Origin of the sequence: Sphingomonas sp. CCH10-B3 (assembly GCF_001556185.1) — a bacterium.
Lineage (GTDB): Bacteria > Pseudomonadota > Alphaproteobacteria > Sphingomonadales > Sphingomonadaceae > Sphingomonas > Sphingomonas aquatica.
Map to the genome: position 1 here is coordinate 58,898 of NZ_LSIJ01000101.1, position 21,103 is coordinate 80,000.

General features: G+C 65.0%; 19 protein-coding genes, 1 tRNA gene and 2 rRNA genes (1 of these 22 only partly in view). 14 read left to right on the top strand and 8 right to left on the bottom strand.

Annotated features, from left to right (window positions below; translation table 11 throughout):
- The first annotated feature begins 28 nt into the window (after nt 1–28).
- From motA to AX672_RS16305, 4 genes are all read left to right on the top strand, one after another.
- Nucleotides 29–892, top strand: coding sequence for a flagellar motor stator protein MotA (gene motA, locus AX672_RS16290; protein WP_066653155.1), 864 nt, complete (start codon nt 29–31; stop codon nt 890–892).
- A 259-nt stretch (nt 893–1,151) separates the two neighbouring features.
- Nucleotides 1,152–2,051: a flagellar motor protein MotB gene (locus tag AX672_RS16295; protein ID WP_066653156.1), complete on the top strand. Its 900-nt coding sequence runs from the start codon at nt 1,152–1,154 to the stop codon at nt 2,049–2,051.
- A 65-nt stretch (nt 2,052–2,116) separates the two neighbouring features.
- Nucleotides 2,117–2,539 (top strand): hypothetical protein, encoded by a 423-nt coding sequence (locus AX672_RS16300; protein ID WP_202189361.1) that lies wholly within the window; start codon nt 2,117–2,119, stop codon nt 2,537–2,539.
- A 4-nt stretch (nt 2,540–2,543) separates the two neighbouring features.
- On the top strand, nt 2,544–3,770 hold the full coding sequence (locus AX672_RS16305) for a hypothetical protein (protein WP_066653157.1): 1,227 nt from the start codon (nt 2,544–2,546) through the stop codon (nt 3,768–3,770).
- Here the strand turns inward: AX672_RS16305 and AX672_RS16310 are convergent.
- The gene (locus AX672_RS16310) at nt 3,757–4,368 is read right to left on the bottom strand and encodes a TetR/AcrR family transcriptional regulator (protein WP_231731407.1); all 612 of its coding nucleotides are present in this window, start codon (nt 4,366–4,368) and stop codon (nt 3,757–3,759) included. The genes AX672_RS16305 and AX672_RS16310 overlap by 14 nt on opposite strands.
- Before the next feature lie 118 nt (nt 4,369–4,486).
- Between AX672_RS16310 and AX672_RS18945 the strand changes: the two genes are divergently transcribed.
- Together AX672_RS18945 and AX672_RS16320 are read left to right on the top strand one after the other, a co-directional pair.
- Nucleotides 4,487–5,779 (top strand): DsbA family protein, encoded by a 1,293-nt coding sequence (locus tag AX672_RS18945; RefSeq protein WP_066653159.1) that lies wholly within the window; start codon nt 4,487–4,489, stop codon nt 5,777–5,779.
- A complete protein-coding gene (locus tag AX672_RS16320) occupies nt 5,776–6,855 on the top strand; it encodes a ribonuclease Z (protein WP_066653162.1) in 1,080 nt (359 codons plus the stop codon). The genes AX672_RS18945 and AX672_RS16320 overlap by 4 nt, the downstream gene beginning before the upstream one ends.
- A gap of 86 nt (nt 6,856–6,941) precedes the next feature.
- Here the strand turns inward: AX672_RS16320 and AX672_RS16325 are convergent, their stop codons facing one another.
- Nucleotides 6,942–9,335, bottom strand: coding sequence for an arylsulfatase (locus AX672_RS16325; protein WP_066653165.1), 2,394 nt, complete (start codon nt 9,333–9,335; stop codon nt 6,942–6,944).
- Nucleotides 9,328–9,636: an SCP2 sterol-binding domain-containing protein gene (locus AX672_RS16330; RefSeq protein ID WP_066653167.1), complete on the bottom strand. Its 309-nt coding sequence runs from the start codon at nt 9,634–9,636 to the stop codon at nt 9,328–9,330. Before AX672_RS16330 ends, AX672_RS16325 begins: the two co-directional genes overlap by 8 nt.
- Before the next feature lie 89 nt (nt 9,637–9,725).
- Between AX672_RS16330 and AX672_RS16335 the strand changes: the two genes are divergently transcribed.
- The 5 genes from AX672_RS16335 to AX672_RS16355 are packed head-to-tail and all read left to right on the top strand — an operon-like array spanning nt 9,726 to nt 13,686.
- Nucleotides 9,726–10,724 carry a glutathione S-transferase family protein gene (locus tag AX672_RS16335; protein ID WP_066653170.1) on the top strand — a complete coding sequence of 333 codons (999 nt, stop codon included), beginning with the start codon at nt 9,726–9,728 and terminating at the stop codon, nt 10,722–10,724.
- On the top strand, nt 10,717–11,547 hold the full coding sequence (locus tag AX672_RS16340) for a formylglycine-generating enzyme family protein (RefSeq protein ID WP_231731408.1): 831 nt from the start codon (nt 10,717–10,719) through the stop codon (nt 11,545–11,547). Before AX672_RS16335 ends, AX672_RS16340 begins: the two co-directional genes overlap by 8 nt.
- Complete coding sequence (locus tag AX672_RS16345; protein ID WP_066653173.1) at nt 11,544–12,164, top strand: hypothetical protein; 621 nt, start codon at nt 11,544–11,546, stop codon at nt 12,162–12,164. The genes AX672_RS16340 and AX672_RS16345 overlap by 4 nt, the downstream gene beginning before the upstream one ends.
- Complete coding sequence (locus AX672_RS16350; RefSeq protein ID WP_066653175.1) at nt 12,164–12,616, top strand: hypothetical protein; 453 nt, start codon at nt 12,164–12,166, stop codon at nt 12,614–12,616. The genes AX672_RS16345 and AX672_RS16350 overlap by 1 nt, the downstream gene beginning before the upstream one ends.
- On the top strand, nt 12,613–13,686 hold the full coding sequence (locus tag AX672_RS16355) for a DUF2855 family protein (RefSeq protein ID WP_066653178.1): 1,074 nt from the start codon (nt 12,613–12,615) through the stop codon (nt 13,684–13,686). The genes AX672_RS16350 and AX672_RS16355 overlap by 4 nt, the downstream gene beginning before the upstream one ends.
- Here AX672_RS16355 and AX672_RS16360 read toward each other — a convergent pair.
- On the bottom strand, nt 13,683–14,054 hold the full coding sequence (locus AX672_RS16360) for a hypothetical protein (RefSeq protein WP_066653182.1): 372 nt from the start codon (nt 14,052–14,054) through the stop codon (nt 13,683–13,685). The genes AX672_RS16355 and AX672_RS16360 overlap by 4 nt on opposite strands.
- Before the next feature lie 74 nt (nt 14,055–14,128).
- On the opposite strand from AX672_RS16360, the gene AX672_RS16365 reads away from it, so the two are divergent.
- Nucleotides 14,129–15,784: a sulfatase-like hydrolase/transferase gene (locus AX672_RS16365; RefSeq protein ID WP_066653312.1), complete on the top strand. Its 1,656-nt coding sequence runs from the start codon at nt 14,129–14,131 to the stop codon at nt 15,782–15,784.
- A 27-nt stretch (nt 15,785–15,811) separates the two neighbouring features.
- Here the strand turns inward: AX672_RS16365 and AX672_RS16370 are convergent, their stop codons facing one another.
- Nucleotides 15,812–16,807, bottom strand: a complete 996-nt coding sequence (locus tag AX672_RS16370) for an alpha/beta hydrolase fold domain-containing protein (protein WP_066653185.1) — start codon at nt 16,805–16,807, stop codon at nt 15,812–15,814.
- Nucleotides 16,808–16,864: 57 nt separating this feature from the next.
- Between AX672_RS16370 and AX672_RS16375 the strand changes: the two genes are divergently transcribed.
- Both AX672_RS16375 and AX672_RS16380 read left to right on the top strand, forming a co-directional pair.
- Nucleotides 16,865–17,260, top strand: coding sequence for a helix-turn-helix transcriptional regulator (locus AX672_RS16375; protein WP_168727520.1), 396 nt, complete (start codon nt 16,865–16,867; stop codon nt 17,258–17,260).
- Nucleotides 17,261–17,362: 102 nt separating this feature from the next.
- Nucleotides 17,363–18,169, top strand: a complete 807-nt coding sequence (locus AX672_RS16380) for a hypothetical protein (RefSeq protein ID WP_066653191.1) — start codon at nt 17,363–17,365, stop codon at nt 18,167–18,169.
- Between the two features lie 77 nt (nt 18,170–18,246).
- Here AX672_RS16380 and AX672_RS16385 read toward each other — a convergent pair.
- The 3 genes from AX672_RS16385 to AX672_RS16395 form a co-directional block, all read right to left on the bottom strand.
- A tRNA-Met gene (locus AX672_RS16385) sits at nt 18,247–18,323 on the bottom strand.
- 104 nt (nt 18,324–18,427) lie between these two features.
- Nucleotides 18,428–18,542 (bottom strand): 5S ribosomal RNA (rrf, locus tag AX672_RS16390).
- A gap of 126 nt (nt 18,543–18,668) precedes the next feature.
- Nucleotides 18,669–21,103, bottom strand: a 23S ribosomal RNA gene (locus AX672_RS16395) (it continues 355 nt past the right edge of the window).

A 21,103-nucleotide genomic window follows, 5' to 3' on the forward strand; every position in this document is an offset into this window, starting at 1 on the left:
ATCGCCGCTGTGGGGGAAGGCACGCCCAATGTATCCGATTATTGGCCTCGTCGTGTTGCTGACCATGGTGTTCGGCGGGTTCGCCTTCACCGGTGGCGCGCTCGGCCCGGTCATGGAAGCCATCCCGCATGAAATGCTCATCATCGGCGGCGCCGCTGTCGGCGCGCTGATCATCGGCAATTCGATGAAGGAATTGAAGGGTCTCGGCGGCGGTCTCGTCAAGGTGTTCAAGGGGCCGAAGTACAAGAAGCAGGATTATCTCGACACGATCTTCCTGGTGTCGAAGCTGATGAAGATGCTGCGCACCGAAGGGCCGATTGCGCTCGAACCGCATGTCGAGGACCCGCAATCCAGCGCCATCTTTGCCGAATATCCCCGGCTGCAGGCCGATCACACGCTCGTCAACCTGATTGCCGATACGCTGCGGCTCGTCGTGGTCTCGTCGGGCACGCTCGATGTGCACGCGGTCGAGGAAGTGATGGACAACAGCATCAAGACGCACCACCACGAAGTCGAAAGCGCACACACGACCCTCACCAGCCTCGCCGACGCGCTGCCCGCGCTCGGCATCGTCGCTGCCGTGCTCGGCGTGGTGAAGACGATGGGGTCGATCGACAAGCCGCCGTCGATCCTGGGCGCGATGATCGGCTCGGCGCTGGTCGGCACGTTCATGGGCGTGCTGCTGGCCTATGGTATCGTAGCCCCACTCGCCAACCGGCTGAAGCAGGTGATTGATGCCGATGCGGCGATCTATCACACCGTCAAGCAGATCATCATTGCCTCGCTCCACGGCCATCCGCAGCCGCTGGTAATCGAAGCCGCCCGCTCGGGCATCGCCCACGCCAACCAGCCGGGCTTCGCCGAAGTGTTCGACGGCCTGCGCGGGCGGTAAACATGTTCCGCTGCTCACCATCCGACGACGGCGCTCAGACTCTTTTTTCGCGCAGAGGCGCAGAGAGCGCGGAAGGGTCGCGGCTGGTCGCGGCAGCGACTTTCGAACTCAAGCGCCTGCAATTTTGCGATGCGCGGACGCGCGCGACACGGTCTCTGCGCCCTCAGCACCTCTCCGCGAACAATCCTTCGCGCCGCCGCGCCGCCGCGCGAATGATCCTTCCTCTTGGTGCCTTTGCGCCTTCGTGTGAGGCCAATTAATGGCCCGCGCCCCGCACGGTACCAATCAGCCCCCCAAGATCATCTACAAGAAGGTCTATATCGAGGGGCATGGCGGCCACCACGGCGGCGCGTGGAAGGTCGCCTATGCCGATTTCGTGACGGCGATGATGGCATTCTTCCTGCTGATGTGGCTGCTCGGCGCGACGTCGGAAAAGCAGCGCAAGGCGCTCGCCGATTATTTCGCGCCGACGCTCGTCCAGAAAAAGGAGAACAGCGCCGGGTCGAACGGCCTGTTCGGCGGTTCCTCAATCGTCGAGAGGGATAATTACCCCGCGCGCGCATCGCAGACGGGCACGCGGTCGCTGACCGTCCCGGTCGAAGCGACCGGCGGCATCCAGGTCGGCACCGGCGAAAAGGGCACGCTGAAAGACAAGGCGATGCGCGCCGAGGACAAGAAGAATTTCGAGCAGGTCGGCCGCCAGATCAGGAGCGCGATCCAGTCGAGCCCACGCCTGCAGAAGCTTGCCACGCACATCAAATTTGTGCCGCAGCGCGACGGCCTGCGCATCGATCTGGTCGATAACGCCGATTACTCGATGTTCGCGCTCGGCACGACGATGTTCGAGCCCGAGGCCGACAGGCTGATGGGGCTGATTGCCGAATCGATCCGCGGCTTGCCCAACACGATCATGATCCGTGGCCACACCGACAGCCTCGCCTTCCGCAATGCGAGCGGCATCAACAACTGGCTGCTGTCGTCGAGCCGCGCCGAGGCGACCCGCCAGCGGCTGGCGCAAGGGGGCCTGCCCGACACGCGGTTCGACCGGATCGAAGGCGTCGCCGACCGCGAACCGCTGATCGCCGACAATCCCGCCGATGCGCGCAACCGCCGCGTTGCGATCACCCTGCTCTATCGTAAGAGCGTTTTCGGCCAGTGATTGCTGGCGCGGGCGCGTCTCGCCCGCTAACCGGTGGCGAGTAGGCCGACCGGGAGACCCGCGCGATGACCGCCAAGACGATGCGCACGCTGCGCCAGTTCCATCTATATCTGGGCATGTTCTTTGCGCCCGCGATCCTGTTTTTCGCCTTTTCAGGGATGCTCCAGACCTTCGATTTCCACGAAGCAGAGAATAATCCGCCGCCGTGGATCAAGGTGATCGCGCAGATCCACAAGAAGCAGGACCTGCCCAAGCCCCGCAAGCCACGCCCGCAGGCCGCGCGCGCACCGGGCAATGAAGGCCCGCCGCCGGCCCCCGCACATTCACCCTTCCCGCTCAAGGTCTTCACCGGAATCATGTCGATCGGGCTGATGCTGTCGACGCTGCTCGGCATCTGGATCGCGCTGTCGATACGGTCGAGCCGCATCGTCTCGATCGTGATGCTCGCCGCCGGCACAGTGCTGCCGATCGTGCTGCTGCTGGCCTGACGCAGTGACCGGGGGCTATTTCGACAGCCCCTGGCCGGGCGAGGATGGCGGTCCCGCGCGGCTCGCCGCCGCTGCGGGCGCCGAGCCGAGCCTGAACGCACCGCTTGCCTGCACCGCGCGGCGCACTTTGATGTCGACGATGGCGGTGCTGGGCGCGCCGGGCGATGTTTTCCTGCTCACCCATTCGGTGCTGCGCAGCAATTTCGGCCTGCCGACCAGCGCGCGGGTGGAACGCATCGATCCGGTCACGCTCGCCCCGCTCGCGCGCTCGCCCAGGCTGCCCGGCGGGCCGATGTGGCCGGGCGGCGTCGCGGTTCACGCCAATGGCGATCTCTACAGCGTTTATGGCCGCTTTGCACACCGGCTCGACCGCGATTGCCGGGTGAGGGCCGCGCGCGAGCTGCCGATCGACCAGCCGCACAACAGCTTCGTCATCCTGCCCGATGGCATGATCGTGACCAAGAATCTGTCGGACAGAACGCCAGCCCGCCTCAGCGTGCTCGATCCTGAAACGCTCGGCATCATCGCCAGCCTCGATTGTCCCGAACCGTCGATCGCGCGGCTCTCCGCCGATGGCGTCTGCGTCTATGTCGTCGGCACGCGCTCGATCCTGCGCTGCCATTGGGACGGACGCGCGCTGGCATGGGACGATTGGCGCCACGACTATGTCGGCGGCACGCAGCAAAGCTATGGCTGGGATGTGGTGCTCGCACTCGGCCATGCATGGTTCATGGACAATGGCCGACACCGCTATCGCACCAGCATGATCGGGCGCGGGGTGTCGCCGACCCCCAACCGGCTGAGCCGCGTCTCGCTGAGCGACGCGCACGATGCCGAGGCGACCGAAATCAGCGGGCTCCCCGGCGGCAGCATCACCAACCCGCCGCTGATCGACCCCGCGCGGCGGATTGCGATCGGTTTTGATTCGGCCAACCGTTTCATGCGCGCGTGGCGGATCGCCGACGATGACGCGCTGTCGCCGCTATGGCAAAAGTCCGGCATCGGCTGCGCGAGCCACATGATCCTGCTGCCCGAAGCCGGCCGGATCGTGACCAATGATTATGACGGCACCGAGCAGGTCGTCGTGCTCGACATAATCACCGGTGCCGAAATCGCGCGCGTGCGCGTCGGCGGGATGATGCAGGGCGTGGTCTTCCCGAGCGTTGGCTGGAACGACGATATCTACTGGTGCTCGATGCGGCGCGTGGCGCGCATCTTTACGCCACGCTGATCCGCGCCAGCACCGCTTCGAGCAGCGTTTCGATCACCGCGCGCGCATCGGCGATCGCCAGCCCCTGATCGTGGCGCAGGCGGCGCCAGCATTGGAAGCTGATCGTCACTTCGATCGCGCTAGCGGTCGGCGCATCGTCGATCACCGCCTGCGGCAGGATGGCGTGGAGCGACGTGCGCTCGAGCTGCAACTGGCGGTGATAGCCCTGCATCAGAAAGTCGCTCTGGAAGCGCTTGACGCTCGCCGAAATGCGATAGGGCATGATCGTTTCGTATATGCCGATCCGCCGCCCCGCCATTTCGCGCACCCGCCCCCGCCAGTCGGTCGCTTCAAAGGGCTTGAGCATGATCGGCATCACTTGCGCTTCGATGATCTCCGACATCTCGCGGTAGAGTGTGTCCATCTCGTCGAAATGGCGAAAGACGGTGCGCAGGCCCACGCCCGCCGTTTCGGCGACGCGCGCGGCGCTCGGCGAGACATCACCTTCGCGTACCAGTTGCAGCAGTGCAGCGACGATGCGGTCGCGCGTCGCGCGGCTGCGCGCGTGGCGGCCGTCGAGCGCATCATTGTCGGGGATCGGGGAAACTGTCGTGGCCATATCGTCGTCTGACCTATCGTGAGAAGCATGGGGCGTCCAGCGCCGGCCCCCGCGCCGCCCACTTATGACACTATACATGCCGATAGCGAATGACTAGTCTTGGAGCATGCTCCAGCCAATGCTCACTTCGCTGTTGACCAGTCCGACGCTGCGTGACGTGCAGCGCGGCACACGGCGGGCCTTGCGGCGCATCAAGCGCGCTGACCGAGTGGTGCATTTCTTTTGCCAGATCGACGATCCCTATGGCCCGGCGGCGCTGCATTATCTCGCGCGGCTCGCCGATCGCCACGCGCTGACGATCGCCTTCCGGCTGGTGCCCGCGCCCGACCAAGCCGCCGCGCCCGAAGCGGCACGGCTCGCCGCCTACGGCCGCCGCGATGCCGCGCGGGTCGAACAGGCGCTGGGGCTCGGCGACGGGCGTGTCGCGGCCGAACCGGCGCCCGATCGTGTCGCGCAGGGGCAGCGGATCGCCGCCGCCACGCTCGGCCGCGAGGATGCGGCAAGCGCGCTCGCGGCGATCGCGCGCGCACTGTTCGATGGCGGCGACGCGCTGGACGCGCTCGCGGCGCGTTATGGCGAAACCGATCCGGCGCCCGCACTGGCCGAAGGCGCCGCAGAACGCACCCGGCTCGGCCATTATCTCGGCTCGGTGACGGCGTTCGAGGGCGAATGCTATTGGGGCGTCGACCGGCTCCATTATCTCGAAGCGCGGCTCGCCGCTGAGGACGAAAGCGACGCACCGCCGCTGTGCCCGGTGCTCGATCCGGGCCCCTATCCCGTCGCGCCACCGTCGGTCGCCACCCCGCCCCGGCTCGACTGCTACCTCTCGTTCCGGTCGCCCTATTCGCTCGTTGCTGCCGAGCGGATTGGCGCGCTGGCGGCAGCTTATGGCGCGACGCTCAACCTCAAATTCGTGCTGCCGATGGTGATGCGCGGGCTGCCCGTGCCCGCTGCCAAACGGATGTACATCACGCTCGACACCAAGCGCGAGGCGGCGCGCTATGGCATAGGCTTCGGCACGATCCATGATCCGGTCGGGCTGGGCGTCGAGCGCGGGCTGGCGGTGCTTCACCATGTAATGCCGGGCGGCAAGGGGCTCGACTTCGCAATTTCATTCCTGCGCGGCGCCTTTGCCGACGGGATCGACATGACGGGCGATGCGGGGCTGATGAAAGTCGCGGCGCGCGCCGGGGTGACCGAAGGCGAAGTCCGCGCCGGGCTTGCCGACGAGCGCTGGCGCAGCGTTGCCGAGGCCAATCGCACCGACATGTTCGCGCTCGGGCTGTGGGGCGTGCCGAGCTTTCAGGTCGACGATTGCCCCGGCTGGTGGGGGCAGGACCGGCTGTGGATGATCGAGGATGACCTGCGCGCGGCAACCGGCCTGCCCGCAATCGACCGGAGGATGGCATGAGATTGGTGCGGATACTGGCGTGGCTCGCGCTGATCACGGGCGTGGTTGCAAGCGGCGCGTGGATCTTCCGCGAACGCATCGCCATCGCTTTGTTCGAACGCGGGATGGACGCAGCGCTCACCGCCGATCCCTTCAAGGGGCGCCCCGATGGGCTGAGCGTCGGCTTGTGCGGGTCGGGATCGCCGATGCCCTCGCCCGATCGCGCCGGGCCGTGCACCGTCGTCACGGCGGGGCGGCATGTCTATCTGGTCGACATCGGCGAAGGCGGCGTGCGCAATCTGGCGCGGATGAGCTATGGCGCGGGGCGGGTCGAGGCGCTGTTCCTGACCCATTTCCATTCAGACCATATCGACTCGCTCGGCGCGCTGATGCTCCAGCGCTGGGCGTCGAGCGCGGCGGCGACCCCGCTCCCGGTCTATGGGCCGCCGGGTGTCGAGACGGTTACGGCGGGCTTCGACGCCGCATATAAGCTCGACAGCGGCTACCGCGTCGCCCACCACGGGCCGAAGATCGTACCACCGAGCGGCTTCGGCCTCGCCGCGCACCCCGAACCGGTCCCCGCCAACGGCAGCGCGCGGCTGATCTATGCGGCGAACGGGTTGCAGGTGTTCGCCTTCGCCGTCGATCACCGCCCCGTCGAACCCGCTTATGGCTATGTCTTCGTGTACAAGGGGCGTCGCGTCGTGATCACCGGCGATACTGCACCGGCCAAATCGGTCGAAATGGCCGCGCGCCACGCCGATGTGCTCGTCCACGAAGCGCTGAGCACGCGCATGGTAGCGATGCAGCATGATGCGGCGGTGCGCGCGGGCCGCGCCAATCTCGCGCAGATTTTCAACGACATCAAAAGCTATCACGCGACGCCCGAACAGGCCGCCGACGTGGCCGAGCGCGCGGGGGTGAAAACACTGCTGCTGACCCACATCGTGCCGCCGCTGCCCTATTCGATCCTCGAAGTGCCCTTCGTCGGCGACGCGCGCGCGCGCTTCAAGGGGCAGCTGATCGTGGGACATGACGGCGACGAGGTGCTGCTGCCGGCCGATAGCGACCGGGTCGAGGTAGTGAAGCGCTGGTAAGGCTGTAGCCAATCGCGCTGACGCTGCTCTCCGGGGGGCGCCGCGTGCGAGGCAGGCCCGCCCGACGCGGCGCCCCACCCATATCGTCAGGCGCGGATCTGCATTGCCTGGATGAAACGGCGCATTTCCTGAAAGGTCGGCGCGCGCTTATCGACCTTGATCGTCACCCGCTCGATCGTCCCGGCGAAAGCGTTCTGCCCGCTGTAGGCGCTCGACACCGGCGCGCCGAAATCGCGCCCGATCGACAGGCCGTCATAGCTGGGCGAGGCAATGATCTTGTCGAACACATGGCGACCCCGCGCCTCGCCGTTCACGAACAGCGCGCCTTCGCCTTCGAACGGGCGGACCTTCATCACCTGTTCGTAGCGGATCGTCGAGCGCCCGACCGGCACCGGCCCGCCGCTGATCCGCTCGCGCCACGGGATCAGGCTCGATTCGTAGAAGAGCTGCCCGCCTTTCAGATAGATAACGTACCCGGCAGGCGCCGAGCCATGCGCGACGAGCACGCCGTCCTGCACATCGGCGGGGCGGTCGATGACGATCTCGAAGCTGTGATCGAGCCCGCAGACGAGCGGCGACGCCTCGACCGGCAGATAGGGGACCGGTGGGCGGAAGTCCCAAAGCGGGCGGATTTCCTTGGTCCGCTGCTGGCTCATCTTGATGATCAGGTTGCGGTCGTCGAGCGGATAGACGTTGTTCGCGCGCGCCGCTGCGTCCCATTTCGCCTTCATCGCCGCGGCGATTTCAGGATGCTTGTCGGCGAGGTCGACCAGCTCGCTCGGGTCGGTCGACAGGTCGTAGAGCGCCCAGCGATCTGCCGCGAAATCGCCGCCGCGCTCGTGGATCGTCACCAGCCGCCACTTGCCGTCCTCATAGGCGCGGTAGCCGCCGAGCTCATAATATTGCTCGCGCCGGGTCGGTGCCTGCGGGCTGGCGAAGGTGGCGGCAAAGCTGGCGCCGTCGATCGGTTTCTGGCGGCGGCCCTGATATAGCTCGGGGCGCTTGAGTTTCGCCGCCTCGAGCAGGGTCGGGAACAGATCGATGACGTGGACGAACTGCTTGCGCACTTCGCCCTTGGCGGCGATGCCCCTGGGCCAGCTGACAATTAGCGGATCGGCGACGCCGCCAAGGCTGGTATATTGCTTGTAGAGCCGGAACGGCGTGTTCGACGCATTCGCCCAGCCCATCGGATAATGCGGGAAAGTGCTCGCCTCGCCCATCACCGGACCGAGCTTCGCGGCATCGCCCAGCGGGATCGCGCGGCCGAGCGCCGAGGCGAAGATGTTGGGCGTGCCGGTCGGCGTGCCTTCGGGGCTGCCGCCATTGTCGGAGAAGAGCATTACCAGCGTGTCGTCGGCGACCCCCAGCTCGGCGAGCGCCGCCGTCACCCGCCCGATCGCGCGGTCGAGCCCGGCGATCACCCCGGCATAGACTTCCATATAGCGCGCATAGACCGCGCGCTGTTCGGCGCTCAGCCCGTCCCACGGCTCGGCACCCTTGGAGAGCGGCGGCAGCTTGGTCGTCGGCGCGACCACGCCCATCGCCTGTTGCCGCGCCAGCCGCTCGCGGCGGATCGCGTCCCATCCCTTGTCGTACTTGCCCTTGAAGGCATCGCGGTCTTCGGGCTTGGCGTGGAGCGGCGAATGCGCGCCCGAAAAGGCGAGCTGGACGAAGAAGGGCTTGTCGGGCGTCACCGCCCGGTGGGTGTTGATGTAGCGCACCGCCTGCTCGGCGAAATCGTCGGTCGCATAGTATCGATCGGCGTCGGGCCGCGCCGAGATATCGACGAGGGTAGTCCCGTCGAAGATCGCGCCGGGGCGCCAATAATCGGTCGAATGCCCCTGAAACCAATAAGCGTGGTCAAAACCGCGACTGGTCGGCCAGTTATGGAACGGCCCCGTCGGGCCATTCGACGCCGACTGGTTCACATGCCATTTGCCGACCAGATAGGTGCCATAGCCTGCATCACGCAGCACCTCGGGCAGGGCGGCGGCATCGCGGGTCAGGTCGCCGCGATAGCCCGGGAAGCCGCTGTCGATATCGGCGAGCCAGCCCATCCCGGCCTTGTGGTGATTGAGCCCGGTCAGGAACGCCGCGCGCGTCGGCGAGCACATCGCGGTGGTGCGGAAATTGGCGTAGCGCAGGCCCTTGCCCGCCAACGCATCGATCGCGGGCGTCGGGATTTCGCTGCCGTAGCATCCCAAGTCGGCGAACCCGACATCGTCCAGAATGATGACGAGGATGTTGGGCGCGCCCGCGGGCGCCTTGGGCGGCTTGTCGCCGCTGGGGCGCGAAGCGGCATAGGATTCGGCGATCTGCGGCGGCGTGCCGTCATCGACCGGCACCGGCGCGATGAAGGGCGTGAGCTGGCCCTTCACATAGACCCCGCCCGCCGCGATCGCGCCCGCGCCGACCGCGCCCGCCGCACCGCCGATCAGCAGCGAACGGCGGTCGATCCCCTTCTTCGGCGTGTCAGCCACCGAGCTTGATCTTCGACGTCACCGACTGCAGCTGCATCGCCAGCCCCATGTCGCCCGAAATCTTGATCTTGCCCATCATGAACGCGGTGGTCGCGTTGAGCTCGCCCTTCGCCATTTTCTTGAAATTGTCGAAGCTGATCTTGATCGTCGTGTCGGCATCGCTGTCGTCGTTGGTCACCGCCTCTGCGACGCCGTCGAGCAGGATCGCGCCGTCGCTGCCGAAATCGAACTTGATCCGCTTGCCGGGCACAAAGGCGTTGTTCGCGCCCATGATCTGCGTCACTTCCTGAAGGCCGGCCATTTTGTCCCCCCGCGCTTGTTCTTGTCATGTATCGGCATTATGAGTGCCAATAACAGCGCGAGCGAGCGCAAAAGTCAAGGAGAGCATCGATGGGCGCACCGATCACGATCGCCGGATCACCCGGATCGCCTTACACGCGCAAGATGCTCGCGGTGCTGCGCTACCGGCGCCTGCCCTATGTCTTCCTGCCGATCACCCGCGCCCGCGCCACGCTGCCGCAGCCCAAGGTCGCGCTGCTGCCGACCTTCTATTTCGATGGCCAACCGATGACCGATTCGACGCCGATCATCCGGCGGCTCGAGGCCGAGCATGCCGACCGCCCGATCGTCCCCGCCGACCCGGCGCTCGCGCTAATCGACGCGCTGATTGAGGATTATGGCGACGAATGGCTGACCAAGGCGATGTTCCATTATCGCTGGTCCTACCCCGCCGACATCCGCAAATCGGCCGAAGTGCTGCCCAACTGGCACGCCAAGCCGCTCGACGACGATGCGCTCGCGACGATGGGCAAGGCGTTTGCCGATCGCCAGATTTCGCGGCTCGCCTATGTCGGATCGAACGCGGTGACGGGCGCGACGATCGAGGCAAGCTATCGGCGGTTGCTGGAGATACTGAACGCGCATTTCGGCGCGCATCGCTTCCTGCTCGGTGCGCGCCCGGCGCCGTCAGACTTTGCGCTTTATGGCCAGCTGACCCAACTCGCGTTGTTCGACCCGACGCCGATGGCGCTCGCAACCGACATCGCGCCAAGGGTCATCGCCTGGACGCATTTCATCGAGGATCTGTCGGGTGAGGACGACACCGACTGGGCATCGGTCGATGCCCTGCCCGCCGGGATCACCGCGCTGCTCGGCGAGATCGGGCGTACCTATGGGCCGCTGCTCCTCGCCAACGCGCGGGCGGTGATGGCTGGGGCCGACAAGGTCGTCACCGAGATCGACGGGCGCGCGTGGGAGCAGGCGCCGTTCCCCTATCAGGCCAAGTGCCTGAGGGCGCTGCGCGACCAATATGTCGCGCTCGACGCCGGTGCGCGGGCGAGCGTTGATGCGGCGCTGGCAGGCACCGGCTGCGAGGCGCTGTTTGGCTGAGCCCTGGCGCCCGACCGTCGCGATTGCGGCGGGCGTCTGGCGGATCGGATCGGATCGCCATTATCCCGAGGAGCGCCCGGGGCGCACGATCGCGCTCCCGGCCTTCCGCATCGCTGCGTCGCCCGTCACCGTCGAGGCTTTCGCAGCCTTCGTCACCGCCACCGGCCATGTCACCGCCGCAGAGCGCGCGGGCGGATCGAGCGTTTTTGCGATGACCGAAGGCCCGGTCGACCTGAGCGATCCCGGCCAATGGTGGCACTTCGCCGCCGGGGCGAGCTGGCGCGACGGCGCGCCCGACCATCCGGTCACGCATATCGCCCAAACCGATGCGCAAGCCTTTGCTGATTGGGCAGGCGCGCGCTTGCCGCGCGAAGCCGAATGGGAAGTGGCCGCGCGCGGCGGGCTGGTCGATGCCGATTATGCCTGGGGTGATGAAATGATGCCGGGTGGCCAGCTGATGGCCAACTTCTGGGAAGGCAGCTTTCCTTGGTGGCATGCGCGCGGCGCAGCGGGGACGAGCGCGATCGGCAGCTATCCGGCCAATGGCTATGGCCTCCACGACATGACCGGCAATGTCTGGGAGTGGACCACGACCGCCGCAGCGTTACCACCCGGCGGCTGCTGCGCGCCTGCCGCGTCCGCCGACGCGCTGGTCGTCCTCAAAGGCGGATCGTTCCTCTGCGCCGCCGAATATTGCCAGCGCTATCGCCCCGCCGCGCGGATTGCCGTCGCGCCCGACTTCAGCGCTGCGCATATCGGCTTTCGCCTGGCGGCGGATGCTGCTAATGACACAGGCAATGTCATTAGTGAGGGCGGGCCATGAGCGGCTGGGTGATCTGGGCAATCGCGGCGGCGCTCTATGGCGCGTTCCGGCTATGGTATGACAATTGGCGCGGGAAACTGACCCCGGCAGAGATCGAAGCCTATTTCGCCAAGCTCGAAGGCCGCGACGACACCACGCCCGAAGCGCGCGCCAACCTGCGCAAATTCCTCGAAGCCGACGACGGTCGCGATTTCGTGATGTTCAACATCGTCAAGGCAACGCAAGCCCCCGTCACCGATCCGATCAGCGGCGAGCAAGTCCCCGGCGTGTCGCTGCTCCAGCGCTATTCGAAGCATTTCGTGCCGGTGCTGGTCCGCAACGGCGGCCACCCGGCAATCGTCCGCCGCAAGATCGGCCCTTATCTCGATAGCTGGGCGACCGAGCCCGATCCGGGTTGGACCATCATCGGCCTGATGCGCTATCGCAGCCGCCGCGACATGATGAACCTCGTCATCGATCCGCAATTCGCCAAACATCACCCCGACAAGCTGGCGGGGACGCTCGCGACCTTTTCCTTCCCGACCGCGCCGATGCTCCAGCTTTACGTGGGGCCGCGCATCTGGCTCGCGCTGGTGCTCGCGCTGCTGGCGGCGCTGACGCAGCTGGCGCTGGGCTGATGTTAATCCCGCCCTCGACCAACGACGATTATCGCGGCGCGCGCGTGGCGGCGTGGTTCCTCGTATTTCTCGGCGTCGGCTGGGTTGTGCCGGGCATGATCCACATGTTCCTGCCCGATGGTGGCGCAGGGGTGATCGCGGGCATCGATTTCGGCGCGCAGGCACGCACCATCGTCGCGATCTTCGCCTGGGCCGGCGCGACCCAATTCGCGCACGGGCTTATGATGATTGCGGTCGGCTTGCGCTATCGCTCGCTGGTACCGCTGCTGCTCGCGATCAGCCTCGTCGAGCGCTGCCTGCTCTCGATCTTCGGCTGGGTCTGGAAAGCGCCGCCCCCCGGCGCCCATCATCCGCCCGAACATTATGGCAGTCTGGCGCTGGTGCCGATAATAGTCCTCTGTCTCTGGCTGTCGCTGCGGCAGCCGCGCCGTCGTGGAGCATTGCCGGGATGACTACCAAGCTGATCGTCAACCGCGCCAAGATCGACGAGGCGAAAATCGTCGAGCGCGATGCCGCCCCGATCGAGGACGGCCAGATCCGCGTCGCCACGCGCCGGTTTGCGCTCACCGCCAACAACATCAGCTATGCGCTGTCAGGCGAAGCGATCGGATACTGGCGCTTTTTCCCAGATGCCGAGGATGGCTGGGGCTGCGTGCCGGTCTGGGGCTTCGGCGAAGTGACCGAAAGCCGCGCCGAGGGCATCGCGGTCGGCGACCGTTACTGGGGCTTTTTCCCGATGGCGTCGGAGCTGGTGATGGCGCCGTCGAAGGTCAGCGCGAACGGCATCACCGACGGCATCGCCCACCGCCGCGAGCTGCCCTACGTGTACAATATGTACGCGCGGACCAATGACGATCCCGCGCCGCTAGCCGCCATTCCCGATCTGCGCAGCCTGATGTTCCCGCTGCTGACGACCTCGTTCGTGATCGACGACTATATCGCCGACAATGGCGGCTTTGGCGCGAGCCAGGTGATCATCGGCAGCGCTTCGTCGAAAACCGCGTTCGGCCTTGCCTATTACCTCCACCATCGGGGCGAACAGCAAGTGATCGGCCTCACCTCGCCACGCAATGTCGCTTTTGTCGAAGGCCTTGGGCTCTACGACAGAGTGATCGCCTATGACGCGATCGACACGCTCGACGCGAGCGTCGCCAGCGTGTTCGTCGACATGTCGGGCGACGGCGCCGTGGTGTCGGCGGTCCACCAGCATTTCGGCGATCAGGTGAAGGCCAGCATCGGCGTCGGCGCCACCCATTGGGGCGCCGGTCGCGCGCCCAGGGACTTGCCCGGCGCGCGCCCCGCCTTCTTCTTCGCCCCTGCGCAAATCGCCAAGCGCGATCAGGACTGGGGCGCGGGCGTGCTGATGCGCCGCGCGGTCGAGGCCAATATCGCCGCCTGCGCCACGCTCAGCGCGCGCATGTCGGTGGTCGAGACCCGCGGCGCCGACGCCATCGCCGCCGCCTATGCCGAGATGGTCGCGGGCAGGACTCCGCCCGATCGCGGGCTGATCCTGGCTTTTTAGCTCAGCCGCGTGCGCGCGAGGCCGATCAGCACCGCCAGCACGGCCTCGACCACCATCGGCTGGACGATCGCGGCATCGCCGGTGAGCGCATAGGTGTAGAGCCGCCCGACAAAAGCGAGCCCGAGCAACAGCATCGGCAGCAGCGCCAGCTGCTTGTCGTCGCGCCACGCCGCCAGCAGCGCGCCGATCGCCCAGGCACCGAAAAACCCGCCAAGATCGGCACGGAGCGTCGCCGCCGCGAGCGGGCTCGGCGCCACCGGCCCCAGCACGCGCGCGAGCCGGTCCTGATCGAACCAGACCATCGCGAAAAGCCCCAGCGCCATCACTCCGCACAGCGCCAGAAAGCCGCGCGCCACCATCTTGCCCATAAATCCCCCTTGGCCAAACAAACTATTGGCGTTTGTTGTGTCATTTGGCAAGATGCCCGAAAGGGAGAGCGATGATGCGGCGGCTTTGGATCGGGCTCGGCGTTTTGGCGGTGCTGGCGGGGGTCGGCTATGCCGTGTTCGAGCAGTATAAATATTACATCCCCGGCATCATCAGCCGCTGGCGCGATCCGATCCAGCCCTATCACGACGTCGCCTGGGCCAAGGGACCTGAGGCTCCGGCGGCGAGCAAGCGGCCGCCCAATATCATCGTCATCCTCGCCGACGATCTCGGCCATAACGACATCAGCTTCTTCGGCGGTGGCGTGGCAGGCGGCGCGGTGCCCACGCCCAACATCGATTCGATCGGCCGCGAGGGCGCGAATTTCGACACCGGCTATGCCGCCAATGCGACGTGCAGCCCGTCGCGCGCGGCGATCATGACCGGGCGCTACCCGACGCGCTTCGGCTTCGAATTCACTGCCGTCCCGGTCCAGTTCGCGCGCGCGGTGTCGCGCGGTGAAAGGGCCGAAAATGATCACCCTCGCGGGATTTTTCACGAAGAGCTGACCAAGGATCTGATCGATTACCCCGACATGGGCGTGCCGCAGAGCGAGATCACGATCGCCGATCTGCTGAAAGGGAATGGCTATCACACGATCCAGATCGGCAAATGGCATCTGGGTGAGGCCAAGCCGCTTCAGCCGACCGGTCAGGGTTTTGACGAAGCGCTCGGCTTTCTGGCGGGCGGCGGCATGTTCATGGACCCGAACGACCCTGGCGTGGTCAACGCCAAGCTGCCCTGGGATCCGATCGACCGCTTCCTGTGGCCCAACCTGCCCTATGCCGTGCAGTGGAACGGCGGCCAGCGCTTTGCGCCCAAGGGGCATCTGACCGATTACTGGACCGACAATGCGATCGCCGCGATCAAGGCCAATCGCAACCGGCCCTTCTTCATGTACCTCGCCTATAACGCGCCGCACACGCCGTTGCAGGCAACCAAGGCCGATTACGACGCGCTGCCGCAGATCAAGGACCATACCCAGCGCGTGTACGGCGCGATGATCCGCCAGCTCGACCGCGACATCGGCCGCGTGTTGCAGACGCTCAAGGAGCAGGGGCTCGACGACAATACGCTCGTCATCTTTACCAGCGACAATGGTGGCGCTTGGTACACGGGCATCGCCGACAGCAACGCGCCGTTCCGCGGCTACAAGGCGACCTATTTCGAAGGCGGCCTGCGCGTGCCTTTCTTCCTGCGCTGGCCGGGGCGGATCAAGCCCGGGACGACGCTGACCGGCCCCGCCCATCACGTCGACATCTTCGCGACCGCAGCGGCCGCGGCGGGCGTCGCGGTGCCGAGCGACCGGCCGATGGACAGCGCCAGCCTGCTCGCCAGCGCCGAAGCCGGCAGCGGTGCCGCCCCGCATTCGATCCTGTTCTGGCGATCGGGCGACAACAAGGTCGTACGCGAGGGCAATTGGAAGCTTCAGGTCGCCGGCAAGCCCGACAAGGCGTGGCTCTACGACCTCGGCACCGATCCGACCGAGCGGCGCGATCATGCAATGGCGCAGCCCGATCGGGTGAAGGCGATGCGCGCGCTGATCGCCGCCCACGACCGCGACCAGCGCAAGCCGCTCTGGCCCGCGCTGATCGAGGCGCCGATCCGCATCGACGTGCCGCTCAACGCGCCGTGGAAGAAGGGCCAGGAATATGTCTATTGGTCGAACTGATCCGCACCCGGCACTCCATGATCTTGCTTAGGCCGCCCGCCGGTAGCCCAGCTGTCTGACGACGAAATCGGCGAGTGCCGCGATCGAGGCACGCGCGTCGGGGTCGTCATGGCGTTCGAGGACGTGCATCCGTCCGGGCCACCAGCGCAACTCGACCGAGTTCCCGGCTGCCGCCGCACGGCGGGCGAGCAGCTCGGCATCGACGAACATCGGGTCATGGCGGTTGGCGTGGATCGCGATCGGCGGCAGCTTGCCCATCGCGCCGCGCGCGGGATTGATGGCCGGATCGCGGGGATCGGCGCCGTTCAGGTACAGCCGGGCGCATAGCCGCGCGACCGGCGGAATGTCGCCCCGCTCCGGATCGCAGTCGAGCCACGGCGACAACAGCGCCATCCCACCGAGCGACACGCCCCGCGCGGCAAGGCGCTGCGCGGCCCCCAGCGCAACGCCGCCGCCGGTCGACTCGGCAATCAGCACGATACGCTCCGCCGCATGGCCCTGCGCCACCGCGACCTCGATCGCGGTCTCGACATCGTCGATCGCTGCGGGGCACGGATGCTCGGGCGCCAGCCGATAGTCGCACACGATTGCGCGGATACCGGCGGCACGCGCGACCCGCGCGACCATCGCCGTGAAATGCGGGCTGCGCGGCACCACGAACGATCCGCCGGGGACATAGAGCAGCAGCGCATCGTCCCCGAAGTCAGGGCCGTCGATCGACGACAGCCCGGCCCCGCGCGCCAGCGGGCGCTCGACCGACAGCCCTTGGATCGCGACATTCATCAGCGCGATGCCGCTCGCGTCGGCGCGAACGAAGCGCTCGCGCAAATGCCGGTAGCGCGCGGCACGCGCACCGCGGTCTTCGATCCGCGCCGCCCGCGACAGTTCCGCCGCAATCAGCGCGCCGCCGATTTGCCACGGCAGCGCGACGCCCAGTTCAAGCAACATATGGCGCAGCCACGGCGTCCGGCGCGGCATGGCCGCGACAGTGACCCCCGGCAAGTCGAGCGCGAGCGCCGCCATCCGCATTTCCCCGAAAGGCAATCTGGACTATTGTCACAGATGTTGGGGGTGGCGACAATGCGCATCAAGGGGACCGACCGCAAAGCCGTGCAGGCGATGGTCTCCGCATCCGATCAACTCGCCGATTACGGGCGGCTCTACCCTCAGATGGCGGAGCGCGCGGTCGAGATCATCACCGGAGTGGCGCGCGATTATGCTGAAATGGGCATCGATCTGACGATCGAGGTTCCCGACGATGAGCGCGCGCGCGGCGAGCGGCTGGCCACGCGCTATGGCCTGACGCGTTCCGAAGCCGTGTTGGCGTTGCACATCGCTGGCGGCGGCAGCCTGACCGGCTATGCCGACGCGCGCAGCGTGACGCGGAACACCGCACGCAACCAGCTGCAGCAGGTATTCGACAAGACCGGCGTGCGACGCCAGGCCGAGCTGGTCCGCCTGCTCGCCGACTTCTGATCGAGAAATATCACGCGATGGTACGTTTGCATCATGTGCGTACCGACTGGGACTTTTAGCTAGCGATTGACCAGACCCCAACCGTCAACCGAGGACCGCCCCATGATCACGATCGATCTCAAGACCTTGTCTGCCATCGTCTTCGTGACGATCTCGGCAACCATGCCTACTGCTGTCGCCGCCCAGGGCCAGACGCGCACGCTCGGCGACCTGATGGCCGAATATCGCGCGCAATGCGGCAAAAACGGCACCCGCGACCGGCTGCTGGTCGCCTTCGACCGCGCGATCCGCGCCGCGACGTCGCCGACGCGAAAGGCCGAACTCGCCCGGCGCCGCGCGGCAATCGCCAATCCGCCGCAGCCGGTGTGTCCCGAGCCAGTGCCGCCGACCACTGCACCCGGAGCAACTGGCGTGCCGGTGGCGGACAAGCCGACAGCACCGGCTGCTAGTGCATCGGTAGCGAATGTGTGCGATCAGCCGCCACCGCATCGCTACGTCGCCGAGTGCCGTCGCTGGGCGCCGCTTCTCGGGCGCTGGACCTCGCGCAAATACGGTGGCGTGATTGAAACGGTGCTGGGCGCCGACGGGACGATCAGCGGCACCATCGTCAGCGGCAGCAAGACCATGAAGGACAATGGCTATAGCCCCGGAATGCAGATCCTGCGCGGCTGGAAGCCGCGCGCCTACACGGGCAACCACCCGTGGCTGGTCGTCGGCCTCGACGGTGAGGTCTTCAGTGCGAAGCAGATCGATCGCAAGACCGGCGAACCCTTCGGAACATCGACCTGGATGAAGGGGGGCATATTACAAATTGCGAGGGCCACCCCCGACCGGCTGGGGATTCCGAGCATCGAAAGCCGGATCTCCAACTACGACGCCTGGGTGCGCGCAGGTGGCTCGCCGCGCTGATCGCCGGCAGTCGCCGACCCCACACACGACAAAGCCGCGCCTTGGGGAAGGCGCGGCGTTGTTGCTTATCGTTGCGTTGGTTGCGGGGACAGGATTTGAACCTGTGACCTTCAGGTTATGAGCCTGACGAGCTACCGGGCTGCTCCACCCCGCGCCAAACGGGTAGCTTCCGTAATCGACAAGCGGTCGACAGGGAAGAAATCGTGAATGGGTTCGTTTGAGTCCGTTTTTCCGTGCACACACAACACCGGCTTCAATGCCTGGCGACGACCTACTCTTCCAGTGCTTAAGCAATAGTACCATCGGCGCAGTCAGGTTTCACGGCCGAGTTCGGGATGGGATCGGGTGGTTCACTGACGCTATAGCCACCAGGCAATGAAGCAGGTGCTGCGTGTATTCGGGTAAGCGGTTCTTAAGATCGTGCACAACCAATCAGGCGTATAATCATCCACTTCAATGGACGCAGGGCGAAACCTACGCTGTCATTGATGGTGGGACTTTCAAGCGCGAATAGGACAATTAGTATCGGTTAGCTCCACGCGTTACCGCACTTCCACATCCGATCTATCAAGGTCGTGGTCTCCGACCGTCCTATGAAATCTTATCTCGAGGGAGGCTTCCCGCTTAGATGCTTTCAGCGGTTATCCCGTCCATACATAGCTACCCTGCTGCGCTCCTGGCGGAACGACAGGTACACCAGAGGTATGTTCAACCCGGTCCTCTCGTACTAGGGTCAACTCCTCTCAAATTTCGACGCCCACGGCAGATAGGGACCAAACTGTCTCGCGACGTTCTGAACCCAGCTCACGTACCACTTTAATTGGCGAACAGCCAAACCCTTGGGACCTGCTCCAGCCCCAGGATGTGATGAGCCGACATCGAGGTGCCAAACAACCCCGTCGATATGAGCTCTTGGGGGTTATCAGCCTGTTATCCCCGGCGTACCTTTTATCCGTTGAGCGATGGCCCTTCCACGAGGGACCACCGGATCACTATGACCGACTTTCGTCTCTGCTCGACTTGTCAGTCTCGCAGTCAGGCGGGCTTATGCCATTGCACTCTAACAGTCGGTTTCCAACCGACCTGAGCCCACCATCGCGCGCCTCCGTTACTCTTTAGGAGGCGACCGCCCCAGTCAAACTACCCGCCACAGAGGGTCCCTGCACCGGATAACGGTGCGAGGTTAGACATCAGAAAACAACAGGGTGGTATTTCACCTATGGCTCCACCCAGGCTGGCGCCCGGGCTTCAAAGCCTCCCACCTATGCTACACAGTTCTTTCCTAATGCCACTCTGAAGCTGCAGTAAAGGTGCACGGGGTCTTTCCGTCTAACCGCGGGAACCCCGCATCTTCACGGGGAATTCAATTTCGCTGAGCATATCCTGGAGACAGTGGGGAAGTCGTTACGCCATTCGTGCAGGTCGGAACTTACCCGACAAGGAATTTCGCTACCTTAGGACCGTTATAGTTACGGCCGCCGTTTACCTGGGCTTCATTTCGGAGCTCTCACCCCTCCACTTAACCTTCAGGCACCGGGCAGGCGTCAGGCCCTATACGTCGTCTTGAAGCCGACTTAGCAGAGCCCTGTGTTTTTGCTAAACAGTCGCTACCCCCTGGCCTGTGCCCCCTGACAAAGCTTGCGCTGAGCCAGGGCCTCCTTCTTCCGAAGGTACGGAGGCAATTTGCCGAGTTCCTTCAGGATACTTCACTCAAGCGCCTTGGTATACTCTACCAGACCACCTGTGTCGGTTTCGGGTACGGTCTATACAGTGGGGCTATTTCCTGGGACCTCTTCGAAGCCAGTCCAATCCAATAAGGACTGACAACTCACGAGATCCGTCACACACCACCAGGCCCACGAATATTAACGTGGTTCCCATCGACTACCCCCTTCGGGCTCGTCTTAGGGGCCGGCTCACCCTGCGCGGATTAGCCTTGCGCAGGAACCCTTGGTCTTTCGGCGACAGAGCATCTCACTCTGTTTGTCGCTACTCATGTCAGCATTCGCACTTCCGATACCTCCACGACCCATTACCAGATCGCTTCTCAGGCCTACGGAACGCTCCGCTACCGCGTGCTTACGCACACCCTAAGCTTCGGTGCATCACTTTAGCCCCGTTACATCTTCGCCGCAGGATCTCTTATTTAGACCAGTGAGCTGTTACGCTTTCTTTAAAGGATGGCTGCTTCTAAGCCAACCTCCTGGTTGTTTTGGAAATCCCACATGCTTTCCCACTTAGTGATGACTTGGGGACCTTAGCTGTAGGTTAGGGCTGTTTCCCTTTTGACGACGGACCTTAGCACCCGCCGTCTGTCTCCCGAGCTGTACTCGTGGGTATTCGGAGTTTGGTTAGAGTTGGTAGATCTCGCGACCCCCGCATCCATCCAGTGCTCTACCCCCCACGGTAATACTCGAGGCACTACCTCAATAGTTTTCGCGGAGAACCAGCTATTTCCCGGCTTGATTGGCCTTTCACCCCTAAACACAACTCATCCGGTAACTTTTCAACGTTAATCGGTTCGGACCTCCAGTGCGTGTTACCGCACCTTCATCCTGGTCATGCCTAGATCGCCGGGTTTCGGGTCTAATACATCGAACTCAGTCGCCCTATTCAGACTCGCTTTCGCTGCGCCTACACCTATCGGCTTAAGCTTGCTCGATACATTAAGTCACTGACCCATTATGCAAGAGGTACGCCGTCACTCCACAAAGGAGCTCCGACTGCTTGTAGGCAATCCGTTTCAGGTACTGTTTCACTCCCCTCATCGGGGTGCTTTTCACCTTTCCCTCACGGTACTAGTTCGCTATCGGTCATGTACGAGTATTTAGGCTTGGAGGGTGGTCCCCCCATGTTCAGACAGGATTACACGTGTCCCGCCCTACTCGAGTCTTCTAACATCACTTTCGCATACGGGGCTGTCACCCGCTATGG

Excerpts from the sequence above, each read along its gene's own strand:
- AX672_RS16320 (WP_066653162.1), top strand. The coding sequence starts at position 5,776 with ATGAGATTGGTGCGGATACTGGCGTGGCTCGCGCTGATCACGGGCGTG.
- AX672_RS16375 (WP_168727520.1), top strand. The coding sequence starts at position 16,865 with ATGCGCATCAAGGGGACCGACCGCAAAGCCGTGCAGGCGATGGTCTCC.
- AX672_RS16310 (WP_231731407.1), bottom strand. The coding sequence starts at position 4,368 with ATGGCCACGACAGTTTCCCCGATCCCCGACAATGATGCGCTCGACGGC.
- AX672_RS16380 (WP_066653191.1), top strand. The coding sequence starts at position 17,363 with ATGATCACGATCGATCTCAAGACCTTGTCTGCCATCGTCTTCGTGACG.
- AX672_RS16330 (WP_066653167.1), bottom strand. The coding sequence starts at position 9,636 with ATGGCCGGCCTTCAGGAAGTGACGCAGATCATGGGCGCGAACAACGCC.
- AX672_RS16360 (WP_066653182.1), bottom strand. The coding sequence starts at position 14,054 with ATGGGCAAGATGGTGGCGCGCGGCTTTCTGGCGCTGTGCGGAGTGATG.
- AX672_RS18945 (WP_066653159.1), top strand. The coding sequence starts at position 4,487 with ATGCTCACTTCGCTGTTGACCAGTCCGACGCTGCGTGACGTGCAGCGC.
- motA (WP_066653155.1), top strand. The coding sequence starts at position 29 with ATGTATCCGATTATTGGCCTCGTCGTGTTGCTGACCATGGTGTTCGGC.
- AX672_RS16295 (WP_066653156.1), top strand. The coding sequence starts at position 1,152 with ATGGCCCGCGCCCCGCACGGTACCAATCAGCCCCCCAAGATCATCTAC.
- AX672_RS16355 (WP_066653178.1), top strand. The coding sequence starts at position 12,613 with ATGACTACCAAGCTGATCGTCAACCGCGCCAAGATCGACGAGGCGAAA.
- AX672_RS16300 (WP_202189361.1), top strand. The coding sequence starts at position 2,117 with ATGACCGCCAAGACGATGCGCACGCTGCGCCAGTTCCATCTATATCTG.
- AX672_RS16350 (WP_066653175.1), top strand. The coding sequence starts at position 12,164 with ATGTTAATCCCGCCCTCGACCAACGACGATTATCGCGGCGCGCGCGTG.
- AX672_RS16335 (WP_066653170.1), top strand. The coding sequence starts at position 9,726 with ATGGGCGCACCGATCACGATCGCCGGATCACCCGGATCGCCTTACACG.
- AX672_RS16345 (WP_066653173.1), top strand. The coding sequence starts at position 11,544 with ATGAGCGGCTGGGTGATCTGGGCAATCGCGGCGGCGCTCTATGGCGCG.
- AX672_RS16370 (WP_066653185.1), bottom strand. The coding sequence starts at position 16,807 with ATGGCGGCGCTCGCGCTCGACTTGCCGGGGGTCACTGTCGCGGCCATG.
- AX672_RS16365 (WP_066653312.1), top strand. The coding sequence starts at position 14,129 with ATGCGGCGGCTTTGGATCGGGCTCGGCGTTTTGGCGGTGCTGGCGGGG.